Annotated in this window: 23 protein-coding genes and 4 tRNA genes; 14 read left to right on the top strand and 13 right to left on the bottom strand. The window is 60.4% G+C overall.

Going from position 1 to position 21,475, the window contains the following annotated elements:
* The 6 genes from GSQ94_RS21820 to GSQ94_RS10660 form a co-directional block, all read right to left on the bottom strand.
* Window positions 1–92: GTP-binding protein (locus GSQ94_RS21820; protein ID WP_216843074.1), on the bottom strand; the 92-nt coding region annotated here is incomplete at its 3' end.
* A gap of 107 nt (window positions 93–199) precedes the next feature.
* On the bottom strand, window positions 200–520 hold the full coding sequence (locus tag GSQ94_RS10685) for a hypothetical protein (protein WP_371417493.1): 321 nt from the start codon (window positions 518–520) through the stop codon (window positions 200–202).
* 44 nt (window positions 521–564) lie between these two features.
* A tRNA-Gly gene (locus GSQ94_RS10680) sits at window positions 565–639 on the bottom strand.
* 75 nt (window positions 640–714) lie between these two features.
* Window positions 715–789, bottom strand: a tRNA-Thr gene (locus GSQ94_RS10675).
* Between the two features lie 262 nt (window positions 790–1,051).
* A tRNA-Tyr gene (locus GSQ94_RS10665) sits at window positions 1,052–1,138 on the bottom strand.
* Window positions 1,139–1,314: 176 nt separating this feature from the next.
* A tRNA-Thr gene (locus GSQ94_RS10660) sits at window positions 1,315–1,390 on the bottom strand.
* 241 nt (window positions 1,391–1,631) lie between these two features.
* Between GSQ94_RS10660 and GSQ94_RS10655 the strand changes: the two genes are divergently transcribed.
* From GSQ94_RS10655 to GSQ94_RS10640, 4 genes are all read left to right on the top strand, one after another.
* Entirely contained in the window at window positions 1,632–2,453 is an 822-nt protein-coding gene (locus GSQ94_RS10655) for a hypothetical protein (RefSeq protein ID WP_158943828.1), read from the top strand.
* 154 nt (window positions 2,454–2,607) lie between these two features.
* A complete protein-coding gene (locus tag GSQ94_RS10650) occupies window positions 2,608–3,609 on the top strand; it encodes a hypothetical protein (protein WP_174240917.1) in 1,002 nt (333 codons plus the stop codon).
* The gene (locus GSQ94_RS10645) at window positions 3,606–4,337 is read left to right on the top strand and encodes a histidine phosphatase family protein (protein ID WP_158943824.1); all 732 of its coding nucleotides are present in this window, start codon (window positions 3,606–3,608) and stop codon (window positions 4,335–4,337) included. Before GSQ94_RS10650 ends, GSQ94_RS10645 begins: the two co-directional genes overlap by 4 nt.
* Window positions 4,330–5,649, top strand: a complete 1,320-nt coding sequence (locus tag GSQ94_RS10640) for a sorbosone dehydrogenase family protein (RefSeq protein WP_158943822.1) — start codon at window positions 4,330–4,332, stop codon at window positions 5,647–5,649. The genes GSQ94_RS10645 and GSQ94_RS10640 overlap by 8 nt, the downstream gene beginning before the upstream one ends.
* A 77-nt stretch (window positions 5,650–5,726) precedes the next feature.
* Here GSQ94_RS10640 and GSQ94_RS10635 read toward each other — a convergent pair whose 3' ends face one another.
* Both GSQ94_RS10635 and GSQ94_RS10630 read right to left on the bottom strand, forming a co-directional pair.
* Window positions 5,727–7,208 carry an HD-GYP domain-containing protein gene (locus GSQ94_RS10635; protein WP_158943820.1) on the bottom strand — a complete coding sequence of 494 codons (1,482 nt, stop codon included), beginning with the start codon at window positions 7,206–7,208 and terminating at the stop codon, window positions 5,727–5,729.
* 282 nt (window positions 7,209–7,490) lie between these two features.
* Complete coding sequence (locus GSQ94_RS10630) at window positions 7,491–8,507, bottom strand: M23 family metallopeptidase (RefSeq protein WP_254063810.1); 1,017 nt, start codon at window positions 8,505–8,507, stop codon at window positions 7,491–7,493.
* 224 nt (window positions 8,508–8,731) lie between these two features.
* Here GSQ94_RS10630 and thiL point away from each other — a divergent pair, with 224 nt between their 5' ends.
* Genes thiL through GSQ94_RS10615 form a run of 3 tightly spaced genes read left to right on the top strand, consistent with a single transcriptional unit; the run spans window position 8,732 to window position 11,630 of the window.
* Window positions 8,732–9,835: a thiamine-phosphate kinase gene (gene thiL / locus GSQ94_RS10625; RefSeq protein WP_254063789.1), complete on the top strand. Its 1,104-nt coding sequence runs from the start codon at window positions 8,732–8,734 to the stop codon at window positions 9,833–9,835.
* Window positions 9,836–9,882: 47 nt separating this feature from the next.
* On the top strand, window positions 9,883–11,016 hold the full coding sequence (locus tag GSQ94_RS10620; protein WP_158943818.1) for a cystathionine gamma-lyase: 1,134 nt from the start codon (window positions 9,883–9,885) through the stop codon (window positions 11,014–11,016).
* Complete coding sequence (locus tag GSQ94_RS10615; RefSeq protein WP_158943816.1) at window positions 11,016–11,630, top strand: hypothetical protein; 615 nt, start codon at window positions 11,016–11,018, stop codon at window positions 11,628–11,630. Before GSQ94_RS10620 ends, GSQ94_RS10615 begins: the two co-directional genes overlap by 1 nt.
* On the opposite strand, the gene rsmD is transcribed toward GSQ94_RS10615, so the two are convergent.
* Window positions 11,572–12,171: a 16S rRNA (guanine(966)-N(2))-methyltransferase RsmD gene (rsmD, locus tag GSQ94_RS10610; protein ID WP_174240916.1), complete on the bottom strand. Its 600-nt coding sequence runs from the start codon at window positions 12,169–12,171 to the stop codon at window positions 11,572–11,574. The two genes, GSQ94_RS10615 and rsmD, sit on opposite strands and share 59 nt — an antisense overlap.
* 61 nt (window positions 12,172–12,232) lie before the next feature.
* On the opposite strand from rsmD, the gene GSQ94_RS10605 reads away from it, so the two are divergent.
* Together GSQ94_RS10605 and rsmI are read left to right on the top strand one after the other, a co-directional pair.
* A complete protein-coding gene (locus tag GSQ94_RS10605; protein ID WP_158943814.1) occupies window positions 12,233–13,339 on the top strand; it encodes a site-2 protease family protein in 1,107 nt (368 codons plus the stop codon).
* Window positions 13,339–14,244 carry a 16S rRNA (cytidine(1402)-2'-O)-methyltransferase gene (gene rsmI, locus GSQ94_RS10600; RefSeq protein WP_158943812.1) on the top strand — a complete coding sequence of 302 codons (906 nt, stop codon included), beginning with the start codon at window positions 13,339–13,341 and terminating at the stop codon, window positions 14,242–14,244. The genes GSQ94_RS10605 and rsmI overlap by 1 nt, the downstream gene beginning before the upstream one ends.
* Before the next feature lie 11 nt (window positions 14,245–14,255).
* Here the strand turns inward: rsmI and GSQ94_RS10595 are convergent, their stop codons facing one another.
* On the bottom strand, window positions 14,256–14,669 hold the full coding sequence (locus tag GSQ94_RS10595) for a hypothetical protein (protein ID WP_158943810.1): 414 nt from the start codon (window positions 14,667–14,669) through the stop codon (window positions 14,256–14,258).
* A 104-nt stretch (window positions 14,670–14,773) separates the two neighbouring features.
* Between GSQ94_RS10595 and GSQ94_RS10590 the strand changes: the two genes are divergently transcribed.
* From GSQ94_RS10590 to moeB, 4 genes are all read left to right on the top strand, one after another.
* Window positions 14,774–15,709, top strand: coding sequence for a PLP-dependent cysteine synthase family protein (locus GSQ94_RS10590; RefSeq protein ID WP_158943808.1), 936 nt, complete (start codon window positions 14,774–14,776; stop codon window positions 15,707–15,709).
* A gap of 4 nt (window positions 15,710–15,713) precedes the next feature.
* Window positions 15,714–16,199: a Mov34/MPN/PAD-1 family protein gene (locus GSQ94_RS10585; protein WP_158943806.1), complete on the top strand. Its 486-nt coding sequence runs from the start codon at window positions 15,714–15,716 to the stop codon at window positions 16,197–16,199.
* Window positions 16,196–16,477: a MoaD/ThiS family protein gene (locus tag GSQ94_RS10580; protein ID WP_158943804.1), complete on the top strand. Its 282-nt coding sequence runs from the start codon at window positions 16,196–16,198 to the stop codon at window positions 16,475–16,477. The genes GSQ94_RS10585 and GSQ94_RS10580 overlap by 4 nt, the downstream gene beginning before the upstream one ends.
* Before the next feature lie 92 nt (window positions 16,478–16,569).
* Window positions 16,570–17,793: a molybdopterin-synthase adenylyltransferase MoeB gene (gene moeB / locus GSQ94_RS10575; protein ID WP_158943802.1), complete on the top strand. Its 1,224-nt coding sequence runs from the start codon at window positions 16,570–16,572 to the stop codon at window positions 17,791–17,793.
* Between the two features lie 67 nt (window positions 17,794–17,860).
* Here the strand turns inward: moeB and GSQ94_RS10570 are convergent, their stop codons facing one another.
* From GSQ94_RS10570 to GSQ94_RS10560, 3 genes are read right to left on the bottom strand one after another with little or no spacing between them, the layout of a single operon-like run.
* Window positions 17,861–18,223, bottom strand: coding sequence for a VOC family protein (locus GSQ94_RS10570; protein WP_158943800.1), 363 nt, complete (start codon window positions 18,221–18,223; stop codon window positions 17,861–17,863).
* Window positions 18,224–18,267: 44 nt separating this feature from the next.
* Window positions 18,268–19,581, bottom strand: coding sequence for a homoserine dehydrogenase (locus GSQ94_RS10565; RefSeq protein ID WP_158943798.1), 1,314 nt, complete (start codon window positions 19,579–19,581; stop codon window positions 18,268–18,270).
* 4 nt (window positions 19,582–19,585) lie between these two features.
* Window positions 19,586–20,059 (bottom strand): nucleoside deaminase, encoded by a 474-nt coding sequence (locus GSQ94_RS10560; RefSeq protein WP_158943795.1) that lies wholly within the window; start codon window positions 20,057–20,059, stop codon window positions 19,586–19,588.
* Between the two features lie 58 nt (window positions 20,060–20,117).
* On the opposite strand from GSQ94_RS10560, the gene allB reads away from it, so the two are divergent.
* The gene (gene allB / locus GSQ94_RS10555) at window positions 20,118–21,464 is read left to right on the top strand and encodes an allantoinase AllB (RefSeq protein WP_158943793.1); all 1,347 of its coding nucleotides are present in this window, start codon (window positions 20,118–20,120) and stop codon (window positions 21,462–21,464) included.
* Window positions 21,465–21,475 lie beyond the last annotated feature (11 nt).

Here is a 21,475-nt window from a genome sequence, read left to right as displayed (position 1 = left end):
GCCGCCGTCAGCGTCGTCTTGCCATGATCGATGTGCCCAATCGTCCCGATGTTTACGTGCGGCTTTGACCGGTCAAACTTTTCCTTGCCCATGACTGCTCGTCTCCTCGTGTTGGCCGGCGCGTGCACCGGGGTTCAGGTGAATACTTCAAACGAAAACTAAAAGCGCGAAACTAAACTCTGTGGATGGAAGCTGTGTCTCAGTAGTATGCGTACAACTTGAAAAACTTCTCTCGCAGCTCAGGCGCTACCTGCTCCAGGCTGGCGAGATAAAGTTCGCGAATCTGGCCCTGGTCGGAGTTGCCCAGCTTGTTGTACTCCGCCTGGGTGGCGGCTCCAAGATTTCCTTTACCCAGAACTATCTCGAAGTCGCGAATACGCAGCTTCGAACGCTCCAGCGACTTCAGGAAATCTGCTACACGACCGGACGAGAAGGAGGTTTCGACGGCTGTCTTCACCGCCTGAAAGGTCTCCGGATCAGAGACGGTTAGTACGGGTTGCTGATACAGACTGCTCAACACACTCTCCTGCGGCCGCTCTTGCCTTGACCGCGTTCAAAAATCTTTGGAGCGGGAGACGGGAATCGGACCCGCGACCAACAGCTTGGAAGGCTGTGACTCTACCACTGAGTTACTCCCGCTTACCTGCAGGGACCGAGCCCCTATACTGCCTTCTACGGGGCACAGTTGAAGCGAAGGCCCATGCAACAAATGTCTGGAGCTGACGGAGAGGCTTGAACTCTCGACCTCTCCCTTACCAAGGGAGTGCTCTACCACTGAGCTACGCCAGCCTGTTACAGATACAACCTGCTGAAAATCTTCTCTACCTGACAATCTTACCGCGAACGCATCCGTCCGAGTATGACACGAAAGGCAAAAAAACCTAACAGGATCCAAGTAAGTTGCTGGTACTTGCCCGGCTCCATCGTTCGCCAGACTGCAACCGCCAACAATCCCAGCACAACCAGCGCAATTGCCATCCTTCCGCTGCCTGCCGGGCTTAGATCCACAACACTCACCAACTCCTGCAACCACTACGTCGAACAAAATAAATGGTGCACAGGGGAGGATTCGAACCTCCGTAACTCGAAGAGTGGCAGATTTACAGTCTGCTGCCATTAACCACTCGGCCACCTGTGCACATCCTGCTTGAAATCCAACGCGCAGCCCTCATCTCAATCGTTCAAGCCGCACTTCGATTCTAAACCGCGAATCGGACGGTTACGTACCCTTGAAGGAATGACCAGGAGGCCTGCAAAGCCAGAACGGCAAGCAGTACAACCAAAACCATCTTTCTTTTCTCTGCTGCTTGAGACTGGAGCTGGCGAAGGGACTTGAACCCCCGACCCTCTGATTACAAATCAGATGCTCTACCAGCTGAGCTACGCCAGCCCAAACAACAACTTGCCCTCTGTAAGCTCAGCCGCTCAACGCGCAGCATTGCCCTGCGCAGAGTGCGCCGCAGACGTAACTTTAGCATAGCAGGAATCTTGGAGCAATGGCCCGTGAACGACGGTTTTCCTCAGCTCAACGGGCTCGCGCAGAGACCATCCAAGCTCCGCCGCCGTGCTAGCCTATGCCAGCATTTTGTTTCAATCTGTTTGAAATTCAGGGACCGGGCCGGATCAAATTCATGCGCTTTCTTCTGCTGCTCTCTCTTCTCTTCATCACCTTGCCTGTTGTGGCACAGAGTACGGGCGATGCTCCGCAGTTGATCGAAGGCCCGCAGACTTCACCCCCGCCAAAAACCGCAGTGATGAACAACGATTCTGTCCTCCGCATGGCAAAAGCCGGGCTCGGCGAAGATCTCATCCTTCAAACCATCAACACGCAACCCGGCAAGTACCTCACGGACGCCGACTCGCTCGTCGCACTGAAAAACGCGGGCCTCTCCGACCGCGTCGTCTCCGCGATGATGAACAAAAGCCGCCGCCAGCTCACCAATGTGCCCGAGACCGAAAAACCCATTGAGCTCTCGGACGTTAACGAGATCGGCGTCTACTACAAGGATCGCGCGGGACGCTGGACCGCTATCGATCCGGAGATTGTGCACATCAAATCCGGCGGATTCATCAAGTCGACCGCTACCCACGGCATCATCAAGCAGGACCGCAACGGGCGCGTGAACGGACGAGAGTCTGCACTGGCGCTCAAACGGCCTATCGAGATCCTCCTCTACACCCCAGAGGGCGTCGCTGCCACCGAGTACACCTTCGTTCGTTTTCGTCTCAACTCCAGTAACCGCGAGTTCCGCATCCTCACAGGCGGAGTCTTTCATTCCACTGGCGGCGCCGACCGCGATGAGGTTCCCTTTAAGCCGGCGAAGACGGCGCCGCGTACCTACCAGTTCACCGTCGATAACACGGTCGCCGGCGGAGAGTTCGGCATCCTGCCCCCCGGCACCGGAAACGTCACCAACGGAGGAAAGATCTACACCTTCGCCATCGTGGAATAACCCCCCAAGAATCGCTTCGCCGTCTGCATGGCGAACACAGTTCATAACACCCGCCGTGAATGGGCTATGCTTATCTAGAAGCGCTCTTGTCGTAACTTCGTACTAACTATGCAGACACTTTGCCCTACCGGCCATGTCCTTGATGTATAGGCGAATGCATAAGCGCACGCGCTACTCCCTGCTGCTGGTGCTGGGGCTGATTGCCGCGTTGGTGTTCGCTCTGGTGCTGCGCAAGACTGCCCCGCCGGAGGCTGCGCGCCTGCTGCCGGAGTCCGACGCCATCGTCTACGCCAACCTGAAGCCGCTTCGTGCCGCCACCCACTTCGACCGCTCCCCGGTAAACCGCAGCCCTGAATATCAGCAGTTCATCGATGCCACCGGCATCGTGCCCGAGCGCGATCTCGACTCCGTTGCCTTCGCACTGCACCGCATGGACGATCCCAAGGGACCGAACGGCCCCGTAGGCTACTCCGAGGTCTTCGAAGGCCGGTTCGATGGAAATCGCCTCGCACGCTATCTCGCCTCGATCGCTACGGCGAAGGAGACCTACGCCGGCCACGATATCTTCACCATCCGCGTCGGCGACGACAAGCTCACGCGGCCCCTCCGCATCGCGCAACTCGGCTACGACACAATCGCCGCCTCCAACATGCCCACCGCGGAGCAGATCCACTCGATCCTCGACCGCCACGGCGCCTCGGCCTCTCCCTTCTCCGGTTCGTCGCTATTGTCGGCGCGCTATCGGGATGTTCCTGCATTTTCAAGCGCCTGGGCCATCGGCCACATCGGGCTTCCCTTCTCCGAGCGAGGCTCCATCAGCATCTTCGGCCTGCAGCTTTCTCTGCCGGAGGACACCACTTTCGTCGCCAGCCTGCGTTATCTCGGCACCCTACATCTGCGCATCGAGCAGATCGCTCCCAATGACGCGGACGCGGCCCACGCCACCGAGACCCTCATCTCCCTGCTGAGCCTGATGAAGTCCGTGCAGCTGGCACAGGCTCAGATGCAGCCCCATCCCGCCACCGACACGGCTTTCCGCGAGCTGACCGACTCCACCAAGGTGGAGCAGCATAAAGATCGCGCGGTTCTAACCGCGAATATCCCGCTTGAGCTCGTCAAGCAACTTGCAGCCCCCGCAACCGATCTTCAGCCATGACTGACGCCCCGATTGACGCTTCTCCTGACGCGATGACCAGCATTGCGACCGACGCCACCACTCCCCCGGCAACGAGGATCTTGCTCGTTCGCCATGGCCAGAGCGTTGCAAATGCCGGCGGCATCCCGCCCGATCACATCACCAACCCGCTGACGGAGCTGGGCCACGCACAGGCGAAGGCCTTTGCCGACAGACTCTCCTGCCGCCCGAACCTCTTCCTCGTCTCGCCCTATCAGCGGGCGCAGGAGACCTCCCTGCCTTCCCGCCAACGGTATCCTGAGGTGCCGGTTGAAGAGTGGCCCATCCAGGAGTTCAGCTACCTGAACCCGATGGAGCATAAAGGCACCAGCGAAGAGCAGCAGATGCCTCAAATTCTGCAGTTCTGGGAGCGAAACGACCCGGCCTATGCCGACGGTCCTGACGCCGAATCTTTTACTGCTTTTCTCGCTCGCAGCCGCACCGCACTTCAGCGGCTTGCCCGCTTGAAATTCGACGGCTGCATCGTCGTCTTCACCCACGGCTTCTTCATGCAGGCCATTCGCCTTCTCTTACTCTTCCCCCACGCGACCGATCAACAGATCATGTCAAACTTTCGGCGCTTTCATTCCGTCAACTTCATACCGAACCTCGAAACCGTCGAACTCGAGGTCGTCAACGGTCAACTTCACATGGTTGGGCAGCAGCATCTAACCACTTTTACGCTTCAAGGAGAATCCTCCCATGCATAGCTCTACTCCCTTCGTTCTTCGAGTCCTGGCTCTGGCGTCCCTGGTGTCTGTCCTACCGGCCTCTGGATTCGCGCAGTCCGGCGCGGTCATCACCGGCCCATCTGCCTTCACCGACTACACGCAGGAGCATCCCGGCGTACGCCGCAAGATAACGGTAGCCGACCTCCCCGAACCCAAGGAGGACGAGTCGGTCGATAACGGCCCCAGCGTCGTTCCGCGTCCCGAAGGCGCATGGCCTGTCGCGCCCGCAGGCTTCAAGGTAGAGATGTACGCGCAGGGCTTCAAGGAGCCGCGCCTGATGCGCACCGCTCCCAACGGCGACATCTTCCTCGCCGACTCTCACGGCGACAAGATCATGATCCTCCGCGGCGTAGGCCCGGACGGCAAGGCAGCGACCGTGTCAACCTTCGCCTCCGACCTCGACCTTCCCTTCGGCATCGCCTTCTACCCGAGCGGTCCGAACCCCAAGTGGGTCTACGTCGGCAACACCAAGACCGTCGTCCGCTTCCCCTACAAGTCCGGCGACCTGGTCGCCACCGGAAAGCCCGAGACCATCGTCGCCCAGCTCCCCGGCTTCGCCCAGCTTCGCGGCGGCGGCCACTGGACCCGCGACGTAGTCTTCTCTCCCGACGGCAGCAAGATGCTCGTCTCCGTCGGCTCCGCCTCCAACGTGGACGACCCCGACACCCACCCCAACGAGTTCCATCGCGCCGACGTGCTCGAGTTCACCCCGGAAGGAAAATTCCTCAAGATCTACGCCAGTGGCATCCGCAACTGCGTTGGCGAAGCCATCAACCCGACCACCGGCCAGCTCTGGTGCTCCACCAACGAGCGCGACCGCCTCGGCGACAACCTTGTGCCCGACTACATCACCAGCGTCAAAGAGGATGGCTTCTACGGCTGGCCCTGGTACTACATGGGCAATCATCAGGACCCGCGCCTGAAAGGGACGCATCCGGAGTTGAACGGCAAGGTCATCACCCCGGACGTCATCCTGCAGCCACACTTTGCCTCACTTGAGCTGGCTTTTTATACCGGCAAGCAGTTTCCCACCTCCTATAGCGGGGATGGCTTTGCTGCGGAGCACGGCTCCTGGAATCGTGCCCATCGTGCCGGGTATGAAGTCATTCGCATCCCCATGCACGATGGCCACGCAACCGGCGAGTACGAAGACTTCCTGACTGGCTTTGTAACTCCCGACGGGAAGGTCTGGGGTCGTCCCGTCGGCGTCACCGTTGCCAAGGATGGTTCGCTCTTCGTCACCGACGATGGATCGAAGACGGTCTGGCACGTCACCTACACCGGTAAATAATCCCTGTTGCCAAATACAAAGAACGGCCGAGAGTCTCGGCCGTTCTTTGTATTTGTAGGGCTATCTGAGCCGTTGTGTCAGAGAGCACTCTCAAAGGCGACGTGTTTGAAGGCGTAACCGCGCGCCCCCGCAAGCTGTGGCACCGGCGCTGAGGCGACGCCCCGCTTTGCCGAGACCACCGAGACCAGCGCCTCGAAGCAGCTCTCATCGAGCTGGGTCGGAATTAACTTCGACATGATCGACAGAGTCTCCTCAAGATGAATTCCCACGCGATACGGGCGATCCTCTGAGAGCGCCGCGTAGACATCGGCAACCGCAACAATCCTAGACTCCATGGAAAGATCGGAGCCCTTCAGGTGATCGGGATATCCCGAGCCGTCCAGCTTCTCGTGATGCTCGCCTGCGATCACAGCCATCTCGCGGAAGGGAGCGACCCGCTCCAGAATCATGCGCGTCATCCGCGGATGCTCGTACACGGACTGCCATTCCTCCGGATTCAACTGGCTCTTCTTGTCGAGGATTGCATTGGGAACACCCAACTTGCCGATATCGTGCAACAACGCAGCCCGGCGAACCAGTTGCGCGCGGTCCGCTGGCAGCCCCATCGCCTGCGCGATGCCATACGCGGCATCTGCGACTCCTTGGGAGTGGCGAAAGGTAAAGTGGGACTTGGCATCGACCACATCCGCGAAGGCCTCGCAGATTCGGTCGATCTGGCGTGACTCCAACTGATGCCGTCTACCGGAGTCGAGATCGAGAACCGCCTGACGGGTATCCTCTTCGGCATCTGCAGGGGAGCATTGGTTCCAGAGCGCCCCGCGACGGTGCAAAGAACGGGCGATGCGGACCAGCTGCGGATCGAACCAGGTGCCGCTAAGCTCGTCGAGTGTCTCGATTGCCCTCTGCACCCCTAGTCCAGCCGACGCGAAGTCCAGATGCTGTGCTACGGCGCAGATGCGAGCCAGCAGAGGAATCTGTTCACCCTTCAGGCTGTCAGGATAACCGCTTCCATCCCAGCGCTCGTCCAGACTGCGTACAGCGTCAGCAGCGATCGATCCCATTCCAAGTTCGTTGAGAATACTCGCGCCCCGGTCGTAACGAGGGCCAAAGATCGCAGAGACGCTCTGCGGATTTGCAATTCCATTCCTGAGGAACCGGGCGGCCTTGACCACGCGGCCAGACTCCGGAAGGACCTGGCTCCAGAGCAGCTTCAGTGTCGAAAGACCAGGCTTATGGGGTTTGGTCCAGTCTTCAAGGTTCACCGCTGCCTTCGCGGCCCGGTCGTCGCCGGCGATAATCTGGCTGGCGCGACGTGCGCTGCGGCTGCCTCCGATGTCTTTCAGCAGAAGAGCAAAGTAAAGGCTGCTGGTCTGTTCGGACGGAAGCTTCGCCTCTGCCGCGATGCGCATTCCCAGCAGGCAGCTTCGCAGCGCGTGCCCATGCACCGCGCCCTCCGTTAGATCCAGCGCATAAGAAAGCGCAGAGATAATCTCCGACAACGAAATCGATCCGTCGAGGCCCTGTGTGTCACGTCGAAAAGCAGCCGAGGTCTGCACCATGTATGTCTCATTCCCTCTAATAGCCAGAGTTGGATTCAAATCGTTCGTTTCCAAGGCTGACCGACGCGATTTACTACAAGACTCCAGTAGTTCCATCGTGACTATATCGGCGGGGCACCCATGCAGGTATTACACAAAGGGTGCACAAAAAGAGGGCAAAAAAAATAGATCCATTTCGGGAATGGACCGCCGACTGCTTGAGCTTCTTTGAGGATCATTGATTAGGCGCAAAAAAAGCAGGGCCAATTAACTCAGGCCCTGCCATCGTGAATCGTCCGAAGATTACTGACCCTTTGCGATCTCCGTGCCCAGGTCGGCCAACGTCGTCCGTAGATACTTATGCGGATTCACCGGCGTGTTTCTGATGCGAACCTCGTAGTGCAGGTGCGAGCCAGTCGTGCGACCGCTGTGGCCAACATAGCCGATCACCTGGCCGCGAACCACCGTCTGCCCCGCAATACAGGCAAAGCCCGACATATGTCCGTAGACCGTCTCTACCCCGTGTCCGTGGTCGATCACCACCTCGCGGCCGTAGCCATTGGAAATCTCAGCCCGACTCACTACCCCATCGCCTGTTGCACGGATCGGAATCCCGTTCGGAGCGCTAATGTCGATACCGGTGTGGAACTCGCCTTCGCCATTACCCAGGATCGGATCTTCGCGCTGGCCGAAGCTGCTCGTGATCGGCCCCATGATCGGCCAGAGCGTCGGAACATACGACGCAGACTCGAGGCTGGCCGCCCCGAAGAGATCGGTGGAGATATAGCCAGGACCATTCAGACTCGAGATCGCACGCGTCGCCGTGCCGCTCATCGCCGAACTGCGGAGCGCATAGAAAGCGTCAATCGACTTGTAGTAACCCGCCTCAGAGTTATCTGAAGCATCCGGCGAACCCGTCAGGGGAGTCGTTGCAATCGCTTCAACCACTCCTACGGATTTGACGTGCTTTTCGGTGAGCTTGCCCATGGGCGATGCCAACTTGCTGGCCGTCAGGCCATACAAAACGGAGACTTCGCTCGCCAGGGAGCCCAGCGAAGCCGCCTGAATATCCTTCTCATGCGCAGCCCTCTCCAAGTGCGCGTAGTCCTTCTGAAGTGAGTTATGGTCCTGCCGTAACTGGTTAAATCGCGCAGTCTTGATCAGCATCCTGGAGTAGGAGCCGGCCAGTCCGGTGATCGTGAACATGCCGATCACCGCGGCAGCCACAAACATATAGGCATAGTGCAGAGGCACGGGAACCTTGTTCAGATTGCCTTCTTCGTCGCGGCTGACGAACATGATGTAGTAGCGTTTTTTCAGCTTCAATCGGAATCCCTAGCCCAGATTTGACCGCGAAGCGTCCCGCGGCTCGGAGAGGTTACAGTCAAAAGAATCAGATGCGGCAAATCGAATTCATCAATCGCCATTCTTGATTGCAGTTCTCTCTGTGAGCGTCCTCTTAGAGGGTACCAAACCAGTTACCCGCTGTGCAAACGAGCATAGACCAGATTTTCATCCCGTAACTACCACAAAAGAGTCACATTGTGCGTACCGTTTATGCTTCCATCAGCATGAATAAGCCGTCGCCATATCCCGGCAAGCTGACCCCCTTCGGGGAGCTGAGCCTGATCAAGCAGATCCGCCGCGACTTTGCCTCCACCGGGAAAGCCGTCAAACTCGGCATCGGCGACGACTGCGCCATCCTCCGTCCACCCTCTGGCTGCGAAGTGCTTGTCACCACAGACTTTACTCTCGAAGGCCGCCACTTCCGCCGCGACACCCACCCACCAGAGTCGGTTGGCCATCGCTGTCTTGCTCGCGGGTTGAGCGACTTGGCAGCCATGGGCGCAACTCCGCTCGCCGCCTTCCTCTCCCTTGCCTTGCCCGCGTCGTTACTCTCCACCTCCGCAGGCAGAGCTTGGACGGCTCGCTTCTTCAACGGTCTGAGAGCCCTGGCCGAGCTCCACAGCGTCTCCCTCGCAGGCGGGGACACCTCAGAGTCGCCGGGCGGCAGGAATGCGCTCTTGCTCGCCGATATCGTCCTGGTCGGCTCAGCGCCCAAGGGGAAGGCCCTGCGACGCGCAGGCGCCTCGCCCGGCGAAGTTCTCTATATCTCCGGCAGACTTGGCGGCGCAAGCGCAGAGCTGGCCTCCATGTTGAAGCGTAAAAAACTGACCCTCCGCATCAACTCCACCGCCGACCATCCGCAGATGTTTCCCGAGCCCCGCCTCGATGTTGGCGAAGCTCTTCTGCGACGATCTCTCGCAACTGCAGCTCTGGACCTCAGCGACGGCCTCTCGACCGACCTCGCGCATCTCTGCCAAGCCTCCAAAGTAAGCGCTGAGATCGAACAGGAGGCACTCCCCTTCCACCCACTCGCCGCAAAACTCGACGCACCGTCAGCTCTGCACGCGGCCTTGCACGGAGGCGAAGACTACGAACTACTCTTTGCCGCGCCCACCTCCGTCAAGATGCCGTCGTCCCTCGCAGGAGTTCCGATCACGCGCATTGGAATGCTCAAGCCTCAACGCAAAGGACAACCCTTGATGAAGCTAATCGCGCTCAACGGAAGCACCACCGAGCTAAAGGCCGGTGGCTGGGAACACTTCATCTCCTCCCCCGCACCACCCAGGAAAAGACCCCGCTGACCCTGCTACCATCAATCGGTTCAACTCCGAATCTGCACCCGAAATCTATGCGCGAAGCCACCAGAATCATCCGCTCCACGTTGAGCCCGACCGTCCCCGGAGAGCCCCTTCACCCCGGCCCGGTGTTCGCCGCGCCCTATCACACGCCGGGTGACCCCTCCAGTACTCCCTACACGTACGCCCGCTCTCACAACCCCACCTGGACCGCGCTTGAAGACGCCATCGGACAGATGGAGTCAGGCCAGCTGGGCACGGGAGAGAGCTACTGCGCCACAGCTCTGGTCTTCGCCTCGGGCATGGCCGCGTGCACTGCAGTTTTTGGAGCGGTGCTGCGGCCCGGCGACGTCGTCGTCCTTCCCTCTAACGCCTACTACACCGCCCGCGTGCTCTTGCAGCAGTACTTCGCGCCGATGGGCGTCACTCTCCGCCTGGCCGGCGCGGGAGACGCGCAGGCCGAGTTGCTGCAGGGGGCGCGGCTCCTCTGGCTGGAGTCGCCCAGCAACCCCGGAATGGAGATCTCCGACATCGCTCTGCTTAGTGAAGCAGCCCACCGCGCAGGCGCTCTGGTCGCCGTCGACAACACCACACCCACCCCACTGGGCCAGATTCCGCTCGCCCTCGGCGCAGACTTCTCCGTCGCCTCCGACGCCAAGGCGATGACCGGACACAGCGACCTTCTCGTGGGCCACGTCGCCGTGCGTGACCCGGAGCTGCACGCAAAGATCGATCAATGGCGCACTCTCACCGGAGCCGCTCTCGGCCCCATGGAAGCATGGCTCGCGCTGCGCTCTATCGCGACCCTGCCCTTGCGGCTCGAACGCTCCTGCGAGAACGCCCAGCGCATCGCAGAGCTTCTGGCAACAAGATCAGAGGTAGCAAGCGTGATGTATCCAGGGCTGCTCACACATCCCGGACACGCGATCGCAAAGCGTCAGATGCGCTACTTCGGCCCTGTCCTGAGCTTCACCCTGCGCGATAAAATCTCCGCCGACACCTTCCTCACCAATGCGAAGCTGATCACCGATGCCACCAGCTTCGGCGGTATCACCACCACGGCGGAACGTCGTGCGAAGTGGGGAGGAGACGCAGTCCCGGACGGCTTCATCCGTCTGAGCGCAGGCTGCGAGGCCATCGAGGATCTCCTCGAAGACATCGCTCAGGCGCTGGATACGATTCGCTGATGCCAAGTTCATTCACAGAAGATGCAGCCGGATTCGCTCAGAGCTGGAGCGCCGAGACTCTGAAGACGCCTCCCCTGATCGCACCCGCTCGGCAGTTTATCTATCCGCAGCAGATCGCTGGCGAAGAAGATGCGCTCGCGCGAGGAGCACTGCAGCTAATGGTCCATTCCGGCAGCGGAGGCACCTTCCTCGCAACCTGCGCCCTCGGATTCACCAACCCCACCATGCCTACCGGTGTCTTCGCCTGTCCGAACCAGCAGGAGATGTGCGCAGTCGCCGGCGGCTACGCGTACATCATCGACACGGCACAACCAGAGCATTGCGTTCACCTCGCGATGAAGCCCGTAGTCGAAGTACGCGCACTCATTGAACAAGAGCTCTTGCTCTTCATCGGCTTCCACTCCCTCATCGCCTGGGGCGCAACCGGCATGGCGTGGGAGACGGCCCGGCTCAGTTGGGAGGGAGTCCGCGTCACCAGCGTCGAAGCAAACACCCTAAATGGCATGGGATGGAATCTCCTCACCGACCGCGAAGTCCCCTTCTCTGTCGATCTGCTTACTGGCCGCCATCAGGGTGGAGGCTTCGTTCAGCCGCCGCAGGCACAAAGAAGCTGAGAGCAGCATCGCCCTGCTTCAACAGGCGAGTGTGCTCCAGCACCCCGTAGCGCGTGGCAAGCTTCGCCTTGCTGCCATGTTCCGCCACCACCAGAGCATCCGGGCCAAGGATCGCGCGCCCTCTCACACTGCCAAAGAAGTTCAATGTTCCGGAGTACTCGTCCTCCGCCTCATACGGAGGATCGAGATAAACCAGGTCGATGGGCTGTGGCAGCTTGGCAAGCCGTTGCAGCATTGCGCCGACCCCGCGATCCTCCAACGTGAACCCCCGGCTGATCTTCAGCGCTGCAAGATTCTGTCGCAGCGAAGCGAGCGCCGGCTCCGCGTTCTCGGCAAACCAGACATGTGATGCGCCTCGGCTAATGGCCTCGATCCCAACCGCACCAGTACCGGCGTAGAGGTCAACGAACCGGCAACCCTCAAGTCGCGGCGCAAGGATGTTGAAGAGTGTCTCGCGTAGCCGGTCGCTGGTGGGGCGCGTCTTCAAACCCGGCGGGGCAGAGAGCTGACGGGAACGGTAAGTACCTGCAATGACGCGCATCTTCTCTATGGTAAGCCGCCAGCGCCTCGAACGCGAAACCGCAGCGCATACAATGGAGGATATGCGTGGGTGGTCTTTTCCGATCGGCAGATTTCTCGGCGTGGATATTCGCATCCACACCTTCTTCCTCCTCATCCTTGGGTTGTCGATCAGCTACGCCTCCATGACAGGCGGAACCGGAGGGCGAGGTTTTGCGCTCTGGCTGCTGCTTCTCCTCGCAGTCGTCGTCCGTGAGGTGGCTCGCGCCATCGGTGCGGCATGGTTCGGGCTGGAGCTGCGCAGCATCCTTCTGCTACCGGTCGGTGGCCTGATGAGCTACACCTCCAACGAAGCCACCGAGAGAGCCTCTACTCCCGAGATGCAGAAGCGCATGGCCGTCATCGGACCCACCGCAAACATCGCCTTCGGCCTCCTGCTGGCCGCGATCACGCTGACCATCGCGCCTGAAGTCAATCTCGTCGACCGGCCCTGGATGTCCCCGATGCATCTTCTCCGAGCCGCAGTATGGATGAACCTCCTGCTGGGCGTCGTAAACCTGCTGCCAGCCTCACCGCTCGATGGCGGCCGCGTCTTTCGCGGAGAGTTCGCCAAGACCCGGGGCGTCATAAAGACCTCTCGCGCCGCCGCAGGACTGGGTCAGTTCATCTCCATCGCACTTATCGTCGCCGGCCTGCTGGTACCGAATATGTGGCTGGTCATGATCGGCGCCTTTCTCATGATCGGCTCGCACATGGAAGATCAGGGCTTGCTCCTCCAGACTGACGTAGATACGGTCCGAATGCGCGACGTCATGCTCACGCAGTTCAGCATGCTCTCCGCGTCCGACACGCTCGAGGATGCGCTGCAGCGCTCCGTCCACACTCTGCAGGATGTCTTCCCCGTCGTGCGCGGATCGAACCTCGTTGGCGCAGTTTCGCGTCAGAGCATCGTCGACGCGCTGCAAAGCGACGGCAATGGCTACGTGCAGGGCGTCATGACGCGCTCCTTCCAAACCGCCCAGCCCGATGACTCGTTGGTCAAGACGCTGCGCCGCATCATGGCTGGCCAGGGCGCGCAGATGGTGCCGGTCCTTGAAGGCGACCGCATCGTCGGCATCATTACGCCGCAGAATCTCTCTCTCTCCATGGGCATGCTGAATCAACGCCGCAAGCTGAAGCAACCGGAATAATGTCCCCGAATCAGATCAGCGACCAAAACAATCTTCAGAGCCGCGACGACCGACCGCTCGCTCCAGGGCTCTACCTTGTCGCCACTCCCATCGGCAACCTCGAAGACATCACCCTACGCGCGCTGCGTGTGCTCCGTCAGGCAGACCGCATCGCCTGCGAAGATACGCGCCAGACGCAGAAGCTGCTCAACCACTTCGAGATCCGCACCCCCACCGTCAGCTATCACATGCACAACGAGGGCTCGCGCACCGAAGAGCTTATTGCGGAGTTAAGGCAGGGCGCGCGCATCGCTGTCGTCAGTGACGCCGGCACACCCGGCATCGCCGATCCCGGAGGGCAGATCGTCGCCGCAGCCCTCGCCGCCGGAGTCGATGTCTTTCCCATCCCCGGCGCCAATGCCGCCATCAGCGGACTCATCGCCAGCGGCCTCCCTACCGAACACTTCACCTTCCACGGTTTCCTTCCCGCTAAGGCAGGTCAGCGAAAGACAGCGCTCGAAGATCTGGACCGAAGCGATGCGACGCACATCTTTTACGAAGCACCCCATCGTATCCTCGACACACTCGCGGATGTCGAGTCCGTCTTCGGACCAGCTCAGCACGTCGTCATCGCACGCGAGCTGACCAAGCTTCACGAAGAGTTTCTGAGAGGTACGGTCGCCGATCTTCGCTCACAGCTCAACGCCCGCGCCAGCGTTCGAGGAGAGATCGTGCTGATGCTCGCGCCCGCAGCCGCCGAGACTGCCCCGGAGACGAAGGCTACCCTCGCCGCCGAAGTCGCAGCCTTGAGAAAATCAGAAGGAATCAGCGAGATGGACGCTCTCAAGCGAGTCGCCCGCGAGCGCGGCATCGGCAAAAGCGAAGCCTACCGCGAGCTACAGCGCGAACAGAACCGGCTACGCTAAACCGATACCGCCTAATCCCTGCCCTTAACCCGATCGTAGTGGTAGACGTTGCTGGTCGTGCCCAGCGCCTGGTTATAGAGGCTCGTCGCCCCGGCAGCTTCGTTCAGTTCCTGAGTAAACTCGTGAATCGCCCGCAGATGATCGGCCGTCGCAGGGATCTCCAGCTTGCCGGTCTTCAGAAACTTCTGGTAGCCGCGGTCGAGCACGCGCGCAATCTCACCATTCAGAAGCCAGCCCGGTCGTGCCAGAATCTCGACCGTGCCGTCCGGCGCCGTGGCAATCTCCGCCGCGCAGCCGTATTTCCTTACCTGGACAGCATTTGGCGTACGCTTTGCACCCTCCTGAGCAGGGGCAACATCGAATCTCTGGCCGCCGAGGAGTGCGAGAACATCGTTGAAGCTTCGGTGTGCGATCTTTTTTGCCATAGGTGCAATACGTTAGACTTGATTAACTGTCGCACATCCGCCGGGGTCCTTCAATCGGCACCGTGCAAAACCACTCAAATGACCTCAAAGAAGATGAAATCTGCATGATCACCACCGTCAAACCGCTTGGAACGAGCCTTCTTGAACGTGTAGGCCACACTCCACTCGTCCGACTGGAGCGACTCACCTCCCATCTTCCCGGCGTTCAGATTCTGGGCAAGGCCGAATGGGCCAACCCGGGCGGCTCCGTCAAAGACCGCGCCGCCTCCGCCATCGTCGCCGATGCGCAGCGCAGAGGTCTTCTCCGCGACGGTCGTGGCCTGCTCGACGCCACCAGCGGCAACACAGGCATCGCCTACGCCATGCTGGGCGCAGCACTCGGCTTTCCCGTAACCCTCTGCATGCCGTCAAACGTCTCGCCCGAGCGCAAACGCTACCTCGCCGCCTACGGGGCAGACGTCATTTGGACAGACCCCGCCAACGGCTCCGACGGCGCCATCCGCAAGGCGCGTGAGCTCTCCGCCGCCGAGCCGGATAAGTATTACTACGCCGACCAGTACTCGAACGACGAGAACTGGCGAGCACACTATCGCACCACCGCCAACGAGATCTGGGAGCAGACCGAAGCGCAGGTGACCCACTTCGTCGCCGGCCTCGGCACCAGCGGCACCTTCATGGGCACCACCCGCCGCCTCAAGGAGTTGAACCCTTCCATTCGGTGCATCTCGATGCAGCCGGACTCACCCTTCAACGGTCTCGAAGGCCTCAAGCACATGGCCACCGCCATCGTGCCGCGCATCTATGACGCGACCCTTGCTGACGAGAACATTGAGATGCCCACAGAGACCGCCTACAAGATGGTGAAGGATCTGGCGCGTCATCAGGGCCTCCTGGTCGGAATTTCCGCTGCGGCTGCCGTCGCAGCCTCGCTCCAGATCGCCGTACGTGAAGCTAACGCGGACCGCGAAGCTGTCATAGTCACCATCCTCTGCGACTCTGCAGAAAAATACATGAGCGAACGCTTCTGGCAGGAGGAGTAACCAGATGCTCCGCATTCACTACGATGACTATGAATCCCTGCGCACCCACGGCGAAGAGACCTACCCCAATGAGTGCTGCGGCGTCCTGCTTGGAAAGAACATCGCCGGCGAAGGCAATCACGTTCGGCAGATCGTTCGCGCCGGCAATACACGCACTGACTCAGCTCATAACCGCTACCACATCGCCCCGCAGGAGCTCGTCAAGATTCAGCGGCAGGCGCGCGGTCTCGGCCTCGATATCGTCGGCTTCTACCACTCCCATCCCGACCATCCGGCCCAGTGGTCGAAGACCGACTTCGCCGAAGCCCACTGGCTGGGCTGCTCCTACATCATCACCAGCGTCGACCAAGGCAAGGCCGTCCTGACCAACTCCTTCCTACTCACCGGAACCGGAGAAGACGACAAGAACTTCGAGGACGAACCCATTCAGATCGACATTGCCACTCACGTCGCCGAAGCCGAGGCGCACAACCAGAAAGGTCAGGAATGAACATTCACATCCCCACTCCGCTGCGCGCCTACACAGGCGGACTTGAGACCGTCAGCGTCGCGGGAGCAACGGTCAACGCGGTCTTCCAGCAGCTCACCGTGCAGTACCCCGACATCAAGCAGCACCTGTTCACCCCCGAGGGCAAGCTCCGGTCGTTCGTCAACGTCTACCTGAACGACGACGATCTTCGCTATCTCCCTAACAAAGAAGAGACCGCCGTGACCGAGTTCGACGAGCTCACCATCATTCCCTCCATCGCCGGCGGAAAGAGCTGTTGACCGCAAAACTTTTTTATTTGTAACCGTCAAAGGACGGTTTTACGAAAGCGAAAGATTTTGACGCCTCCCTCCGAGAGGCAGAGGAAAACCAGATGCCAACCGCAATCGAAGAGACCGTAGAACTCCCCAAGCTCTCTAATGACGAGATCGCCCGCTACTCTCGGCACCTGATCCTGCCCGAAGTTGGGATGGAGGGCCAGCAGAAGCTCAAAGCCGCGAAGGTGCTCTGCGTTGGCACCGGCGGTCTCGGCGCGCCGCTCGCACTCTACCTCGCAGCCGCGGGCGTAGGCACCATCGGCCTTGTCGACTTCGATACCGTCGACGCCAGCAACCTGCAGCGCCAAATCATCCACTCCACCGCGACCGTCGGCAAGCTCAAGGTCGACTCAGCCGAGATCATGCTCAAGGGCCTCAACCCCACCGTCAACGTCGTCAAGCACAACACTATGCTCACCAGCGCCAACGCGATGGAGATCCTGAAGGAATACGACGTCATCGCCGACGGCACCGACAACTTCCAGACCCGCTACCTTGTCAACGACGCCTGCGTCCTGCTCGGCAAGCCCAACGCCTACGGCTCCATCTTCCGCTTCGAGGGCCAGGCCTCTGTCTTCGGCACCAAGGAAGGCCCTTGCTATCGCTGCCTCTATCCTGAGCCGCCACCGCCAGGCCTCGTTCCCTCCTGCGCCGAAGGTGGCGTGCTCGGCATACTTCCCGGTCTCGTCGGCGTTATCCAGGCCACTGAAACCATCAAACTGATCCTTGGCATAGGCGAGCCACTCATCGGCAGGCTCCTCTTAGTCGACGCCCTCGGCATGAGCTTTCGTACCCTTAAGCTGCGTAAGAACCCAGAGTGCCCCGTCTGCGGACCCAACCCCACCGTCACGGAGCTGATCGACTACGACCAGTTTTGCGGCATCGCTCCACCCAGCGAGGTCGGTCCCCTCGAAGTCGCACGCGATAAGGCAGTCGGCGATCTCCCCGTAGTCGACGGTATCTCGCAGATCTCCGTTCAGGAGCTCAAGCGCAAGCTCGACGCCAGGGAAGATGTCTTCGTCCTCGACGTCCGTGAGCCGCACGAGTACCAGATCGTGAACCTCGGAGCGCCTCTCATCCCCGTTGGAGAGATCGCACTCCGCAGCGCCGAACTCGCCGATAAGAAGCACAGCCCGATCGTGGTCCACTGCAAGTCCGGCGCACGCAGCCAGAGGGCTGCAGTAGCTCTCAAGCAGGCTGGCTTCACGAATGTATCGAACCTCACCGGCGGCATCCTCGCCTGGGCAGACAAGATCGACCCCTCCCTGCCCAAGTACTAGCTACATTCTCAAAGATAAAGGCCGTGAGTCATCAGCTCACGGCCTTTCGTTTGTCTTTATCGTCTGATCACACCGGCTCCTGGTAAAGCCCAAATACATTCCCGTCCGGATCCAGAAACCTGGCTGTAACCTCCGGCGCATCAGCCCCAATGGGCTCAGCGATCTTGCCTCCCGCCGCAACCACCGTCTCCAGGGCTGCCGCCACGCTATCCACCATGACGTAAACCAGGACGCCGGCGATGGACGTTACTGGCCGTCCCGTTACAAACGCACCGCTCACCCCGCCACCTGCGTCATCGAAGGCGGTAGCGCCATCTCCTCGCTTTCGAATCTCCCATCCAAAGACTCGGCTGTAAAACTTAGCCGAACGCGGGACGTCGGTAGATGGAATCTCCACGTAGCAGATCTTTCCGTTGGCTACAGTTGGCATCGCGGCTCCTCCAGGCGAAGGTCATCGACGCGAAGATTGTACCTCTACTCCGCCTCGTCTTCTACCTCAAGCATCTGCAAACACAGCGGTTTCTCCAGCATGCAGTCCATTCGCGCAATCGAGGCCAGGGCGCGCTCTATGATCGTCGTCAGACAGGGCTCCGTGGTCACCACAAATGGTAGTCGATGCTTTGGATACCCCCGCCGCTGCAGCAGCGAATCGATATTCGCGCCCACCTTCGAGAGCGCACCAGAGATAGCCGAGACGATGCCCGGCTTGTCATCCACCACAAATCGTAGGTAATGCGGCGCCAGAAAATCCCCTGTCACCTCGCGCTTGCGTATCGGCAGCGTCACCGTGTCGCAGTCCTGCGCCACCGCCAGCAGGTCGGAGACAACCGCCACCGCAGTAGGATCTCCGCCCGCGCCATGTCCGGAGAACACAACATCCCCGCCAAACTTCCCGCTCACGATCACCATATTCTGCGTGCCGTGCGACCACGCCATCGGCGAGGCCAGCGGCACCAGCATCGGAGCCACCCGCGCATGCACGAGTCTGCCATCAAGCTCCGCGCGCGAGACCTGCCGAATCGTGCAGTTCAGCTCCTTCGCATAAGAAAAATCGATTGCTTCAATCGCAGAGATGCTCTGAATCGCTACCGCATCGGGGTCGAGCTCTGCGTGCATCGCAATCCGCGAAAGAATGCACAGCTTCGCCCGCGCATCGTACCCGTCGACATCCGCTGAAGGATCCACCTCGGCGTAGCCAAGCTGCTGCGCATCCGCCAGCACCGTCGCATAGTCCGCGCCACGCTCCATGCGGCTCAAAATATAGTTGCACGTTCCGTTGACGATGCCGCTCAGCCTCGTCACCTGGTCACCGCACAGCCCCTGCAGCATCCCAGGAATCACCGGCACGCCTCCAGCCACCGCAGCTCCGTGCATCAAGTGAACATCATGCTGCGCCGCCAGCTTCGCCAGCCCCGAGCCTCGATACGCAATCAGCTGCTTATTCGCCGTCACTACCGACTTGCCCGCAGCGATCGCCTTGCGCAGCCAGCTCTCTACCGGGCTCAGGCCGCCCATCAGCTCGACAATCACATCTACATCTGACCGCAGAATCGCATCGATGCTATCGGTCCACACCACCGAGGCCGGCACAGCCTTCGCCGCCTCAGAGGTCCGCTTCCGCTCGACATTGCGGTTGAAGATATGCGTCAGCTGCACACCCGGAAACTTCGACGCAGCCAGCACCCGCGCCACTGAGCTCCCCACCGTACCGAAGCCCAGCAGCGCAACCTTCACCACCGCTTCCGTCTTCTCTTTTTTGATCGCTGTTCTCTTCTGTCTCGTAGCCATGTCGTTAGTAGTCGATTCTGCCGGCATGCTTGCGCCAGGCTACAAAGCTCAAGATCGCCTCTTCCGGCAGCAGATTGATCGCAGGAATTTGCCGCAGGTCGATAGGTAACTTCATCTCTCCATAGAGAAACGCATCATCAAATCCAGCAGCCGCAGCATCCGCCGCACAGCTTCCATAAAAGATCGCCTCGCACCGCGCCCAGTAGATCGCCGCCAGGCACATCGGGCACGGCTCGCAGCTGGTGTAGATGTGGCAACCCGTAAGCTGAAAGCTCGCAAGCGTCGTACACGCGTTGCGGATTGCTACAATCTCGCCATGCGCAGTCGGATCGTTCGTCGCCGTGACAAGATTCGCGCCGGTCGCAACGATCTCGCCATCGCGCACAATAACCGCGCCAAATGGCCCTCCGCGGCCCGACGTCACATTGTCCGTCGCCAGTGCGATCGCTCTCTGCATAAAGATGGGGTTGCCCTGCATTCGGCTCGATATCCTTGCGTCACAATGTATGCGGCAGAAGTAACGGAATAATCAAATTATGGCACATGCTTTTCTCTCCAAACGCATCGTTACCCCGCACGGCACGCAACCCGGCGCGCTTCTCGTCGAAGAGGGAAAGATCCTCGGCATCTGCCAGCCGTCCGAGGTGCCCGTCGATGCCGTCCTCCACGACTGCGGAGGCGACGCTCTTTTACCAGGCCTCGTAGACACGCACGTGCACATCAATCAACCAGGCCGTACCGAGTGGGAGGGCTTTCGCACCGCAACCCGCGCCGCCGCAGCCGGAGGCTACACCACCCTCATCGACATGCCGCTCAACTGCCTGCCCGAGACTACCACCGTCGCTGCGCTCGAAGAGAAGCGCCACTCCGCGGCCGGCGAATGCTTCGTTGACTGGGCCCCGTGGGGCGGAGCTGTCGCCGACAATCAACAGCACATCCTGCCACTCGCTCAAGCCGGAGTCCTCGGCTTCAAATGCTTCCTCATCTACCCCGGCTGCGACGGCTTCACCATGATCGATCAGCAGCAGCTCGAAGCCGCACTCCCCTCCATCTCTCAATCAGGACTCCCGCTACTCGTACACGCAGAACTCGCCGGCCCTATTGATGCCGCAACCCAATCTCTCACCCAGGCAGACTGGCGACGCTACGAAACCTACCTGGCCTCACGCCCCGACGAAGCCGAACTCCAGGCCGTCCGCCTCATGATCCGGCTCTGCCGTCAGTACAGCTTCCGTCTGCACATCGTTCACCTCTCCACCGCGCTCGCACTATCCCAACTGAAGGCCGCCCGCAAAGAGGGCCTTCCCATCACCGTCGAAACCTGTCCTCACTATCTCCACTTCGCTGCGGAAGAGATTCCCGACGGAGCCACCCTGCTGAAGTGCGCTCCTCCCATCCGCAGCAAAGAGAACCAGTGCGGCCTTTGGCGCGGACTCGTCGACGGGACCATCGACATGATCGTCACCGATCACTCCCCCTGCCCTCCTGCGATGAAGCGCGAAGAGACCGGCCGCTTCGACCAGGCCTGGGGCGGCATCGCCAGCCTCTCGCTCGCGCTATCGGTCATCCATACAGACTGTCTCCACCGCAGCCACACTCTCGACGACATAACACGCTGGATGAGCAGTGCCCCCGCTGCCCTCGCAGGCCTCGCCTCTCAAGCGGGCGCACTCCAGCGTGGCCGCGAAGCAAACTTCATTCGCTTCGACACCGAAGCAAAGTTCACCGTCACACTGGACAAGCTGCACTATCGCCACGCCATCTCCCCATATGCAGGCGAAACCCTGCGCGGCGCGGTGAAAGCCACCTACCTGCGTGGAGAACCCGTCTACCACGAGGGTCACTTTGCCCAGACCCCGTCAGGCCGCGAGGTCAAGTTATAGTAGGCACACAC

The organism is Granulicella sp. S190, assembly GCF_009766095.1.
Classification (GTDB): Bacteria; Acidobacteriota; Terriglobia; order Terriglobales; family Acidobacteriaceae; genus Edaphobacter.
The sequence above is the reverse complement of the archived record's forward strand: the minus strand, read 5'-3'. Positions and strand labels throughout refer to the sequence as shown.

Bases quoted from the DNA above. Each gene is read 5' to 3' on its own strand.
- GSQ94_RS10655 (WP_158943828.1), top strand. From the start codon at position 1,632: ATGCGCTTTCTTCTGCTGCTCTCTCTTCTCTTCATCACCTTGCCTGTT.
- GSQ94_RS10650 (WP_174240917.1), top strand. From the start codon at position 2,608: ATGCATAAGCGCACGCGCTACTCCCTGCTGCTGGTGCTGGGGCTGATT.
- GSQ94_RS10645 (WP_158943824.1), top strand. From the start codon at position 3,606: ATGACTGACGCCCCGATTGACGCTTCTCCTGACGCGATGACCAGCATT.
- GSQ94_RS10640 (WP_158943822.1), top strand. From the start codon at position 4,330: ATGCATAGCTCTACTCCCTTCGTTCTTCGAGTCCTGGCTCTGGCGTCC.
- GSQ94_RS10635 (WP_158943820.1), bottom strand. From the start codon at position 7,208: ATGGTGCAGACCTCGGCTGCTTTTCGACGTGACACACAGGGCCTCGAC.
- GSQ94_RS10620 (WP_158943818.1), top strand. From the start codon at position 9,883: ATGCGCGAAGCCACCAGAATCATCCGCTCCACGTTGAGCCCGACCGTC.
- GSQ94_RS10615 (WP_158943816.1), top strand. From the start codon at position 11,016: ATGCCAAGTTCATTCACAGAAGATGCAGCCGGATTCGCTCAGAGCTGG.
- rsmD (WP_174240916.1), bottom strand. From the start codon at position 12,171: ATGCGCGTCATTGCAGGTACTTACCGTTCCCGTCAGCTCTCTGCCCCG.
- GSQ94_RS10605 (WP_158943814.1), top strand. From the start codon at position 12,233: ATGCGTGGGTGGTCTTTTCCGATCGGCAGATTTCTCGGCGTGGATATT.
- rsmI (WP_158943812.1), top strand. From the start codon at position 13,339: ATGTCCCCGAATCAGATCAGCGACCAAAACAATCTTCAGAGCCGCGAC.
- GSQ94_RS10595 (WP_158943810.1), bottom strand. From the start codon at position 14,669: ATGGCAAAAAAGATCGCACACCGAAGCTTCAACGATGTTCTCGCACTC.
- GSQ94_RS10590 (WP_158943808.1), top strand. From the start codon at position 14,774: ATGATCACCACCGTCAAACCGCTTGGAACGAGCCTTCTTGAACGTGTA.
- GSQ94_RS10585 (WP_158943806.1), top strand. From the start codon at position 15,714: ATGCTCCGCATTCACTACGATGACTATGAATCCCTGCGCACCCACGGC.
- GSQ94_RS10580 (WP_158943804.1), top strand. From the start codon at position 16,196: ATGAACATTCACATCCCCACTCCGCTGCGCGCCTACACAGGCGGACTT.
- moeB (WP_158943802.1), top strand. From the start codon at position 16,570: ATGCCAACCGCAATCGAAGAGACCGTAGAACTCCCCAAGCTCTCTAAT.
- GSQ94_RS10570 (WP_158943800.1), bottom strand. From the start codon at position 18,223: ATGCCAACTGTAGCCAACGGAAAGATCTGCTACGTGGAGATTCCATCT.
- GSQ94_RS10565 (WP_158943798.1), bottom strand. From the start codon at position 19,581: ATGGCTACGAGACAGAAGAGAACAGCGATCAAAAAAGAGAAGACGGAA.
- GSQ94_RS10560 (WP_158943795.1), bottom strand. From the start codon at position 20,059: ATGCAGGGCAACCCCATCTTTATGCAGAGAGCGATCGCACTGGCGACG.
- allB (WP_158943793.1), top strand. From the start codon at position 20,118: ATGGCACATGCTTTTCTCTCCAAACGCATCGTTACCCCGCACGGCACG.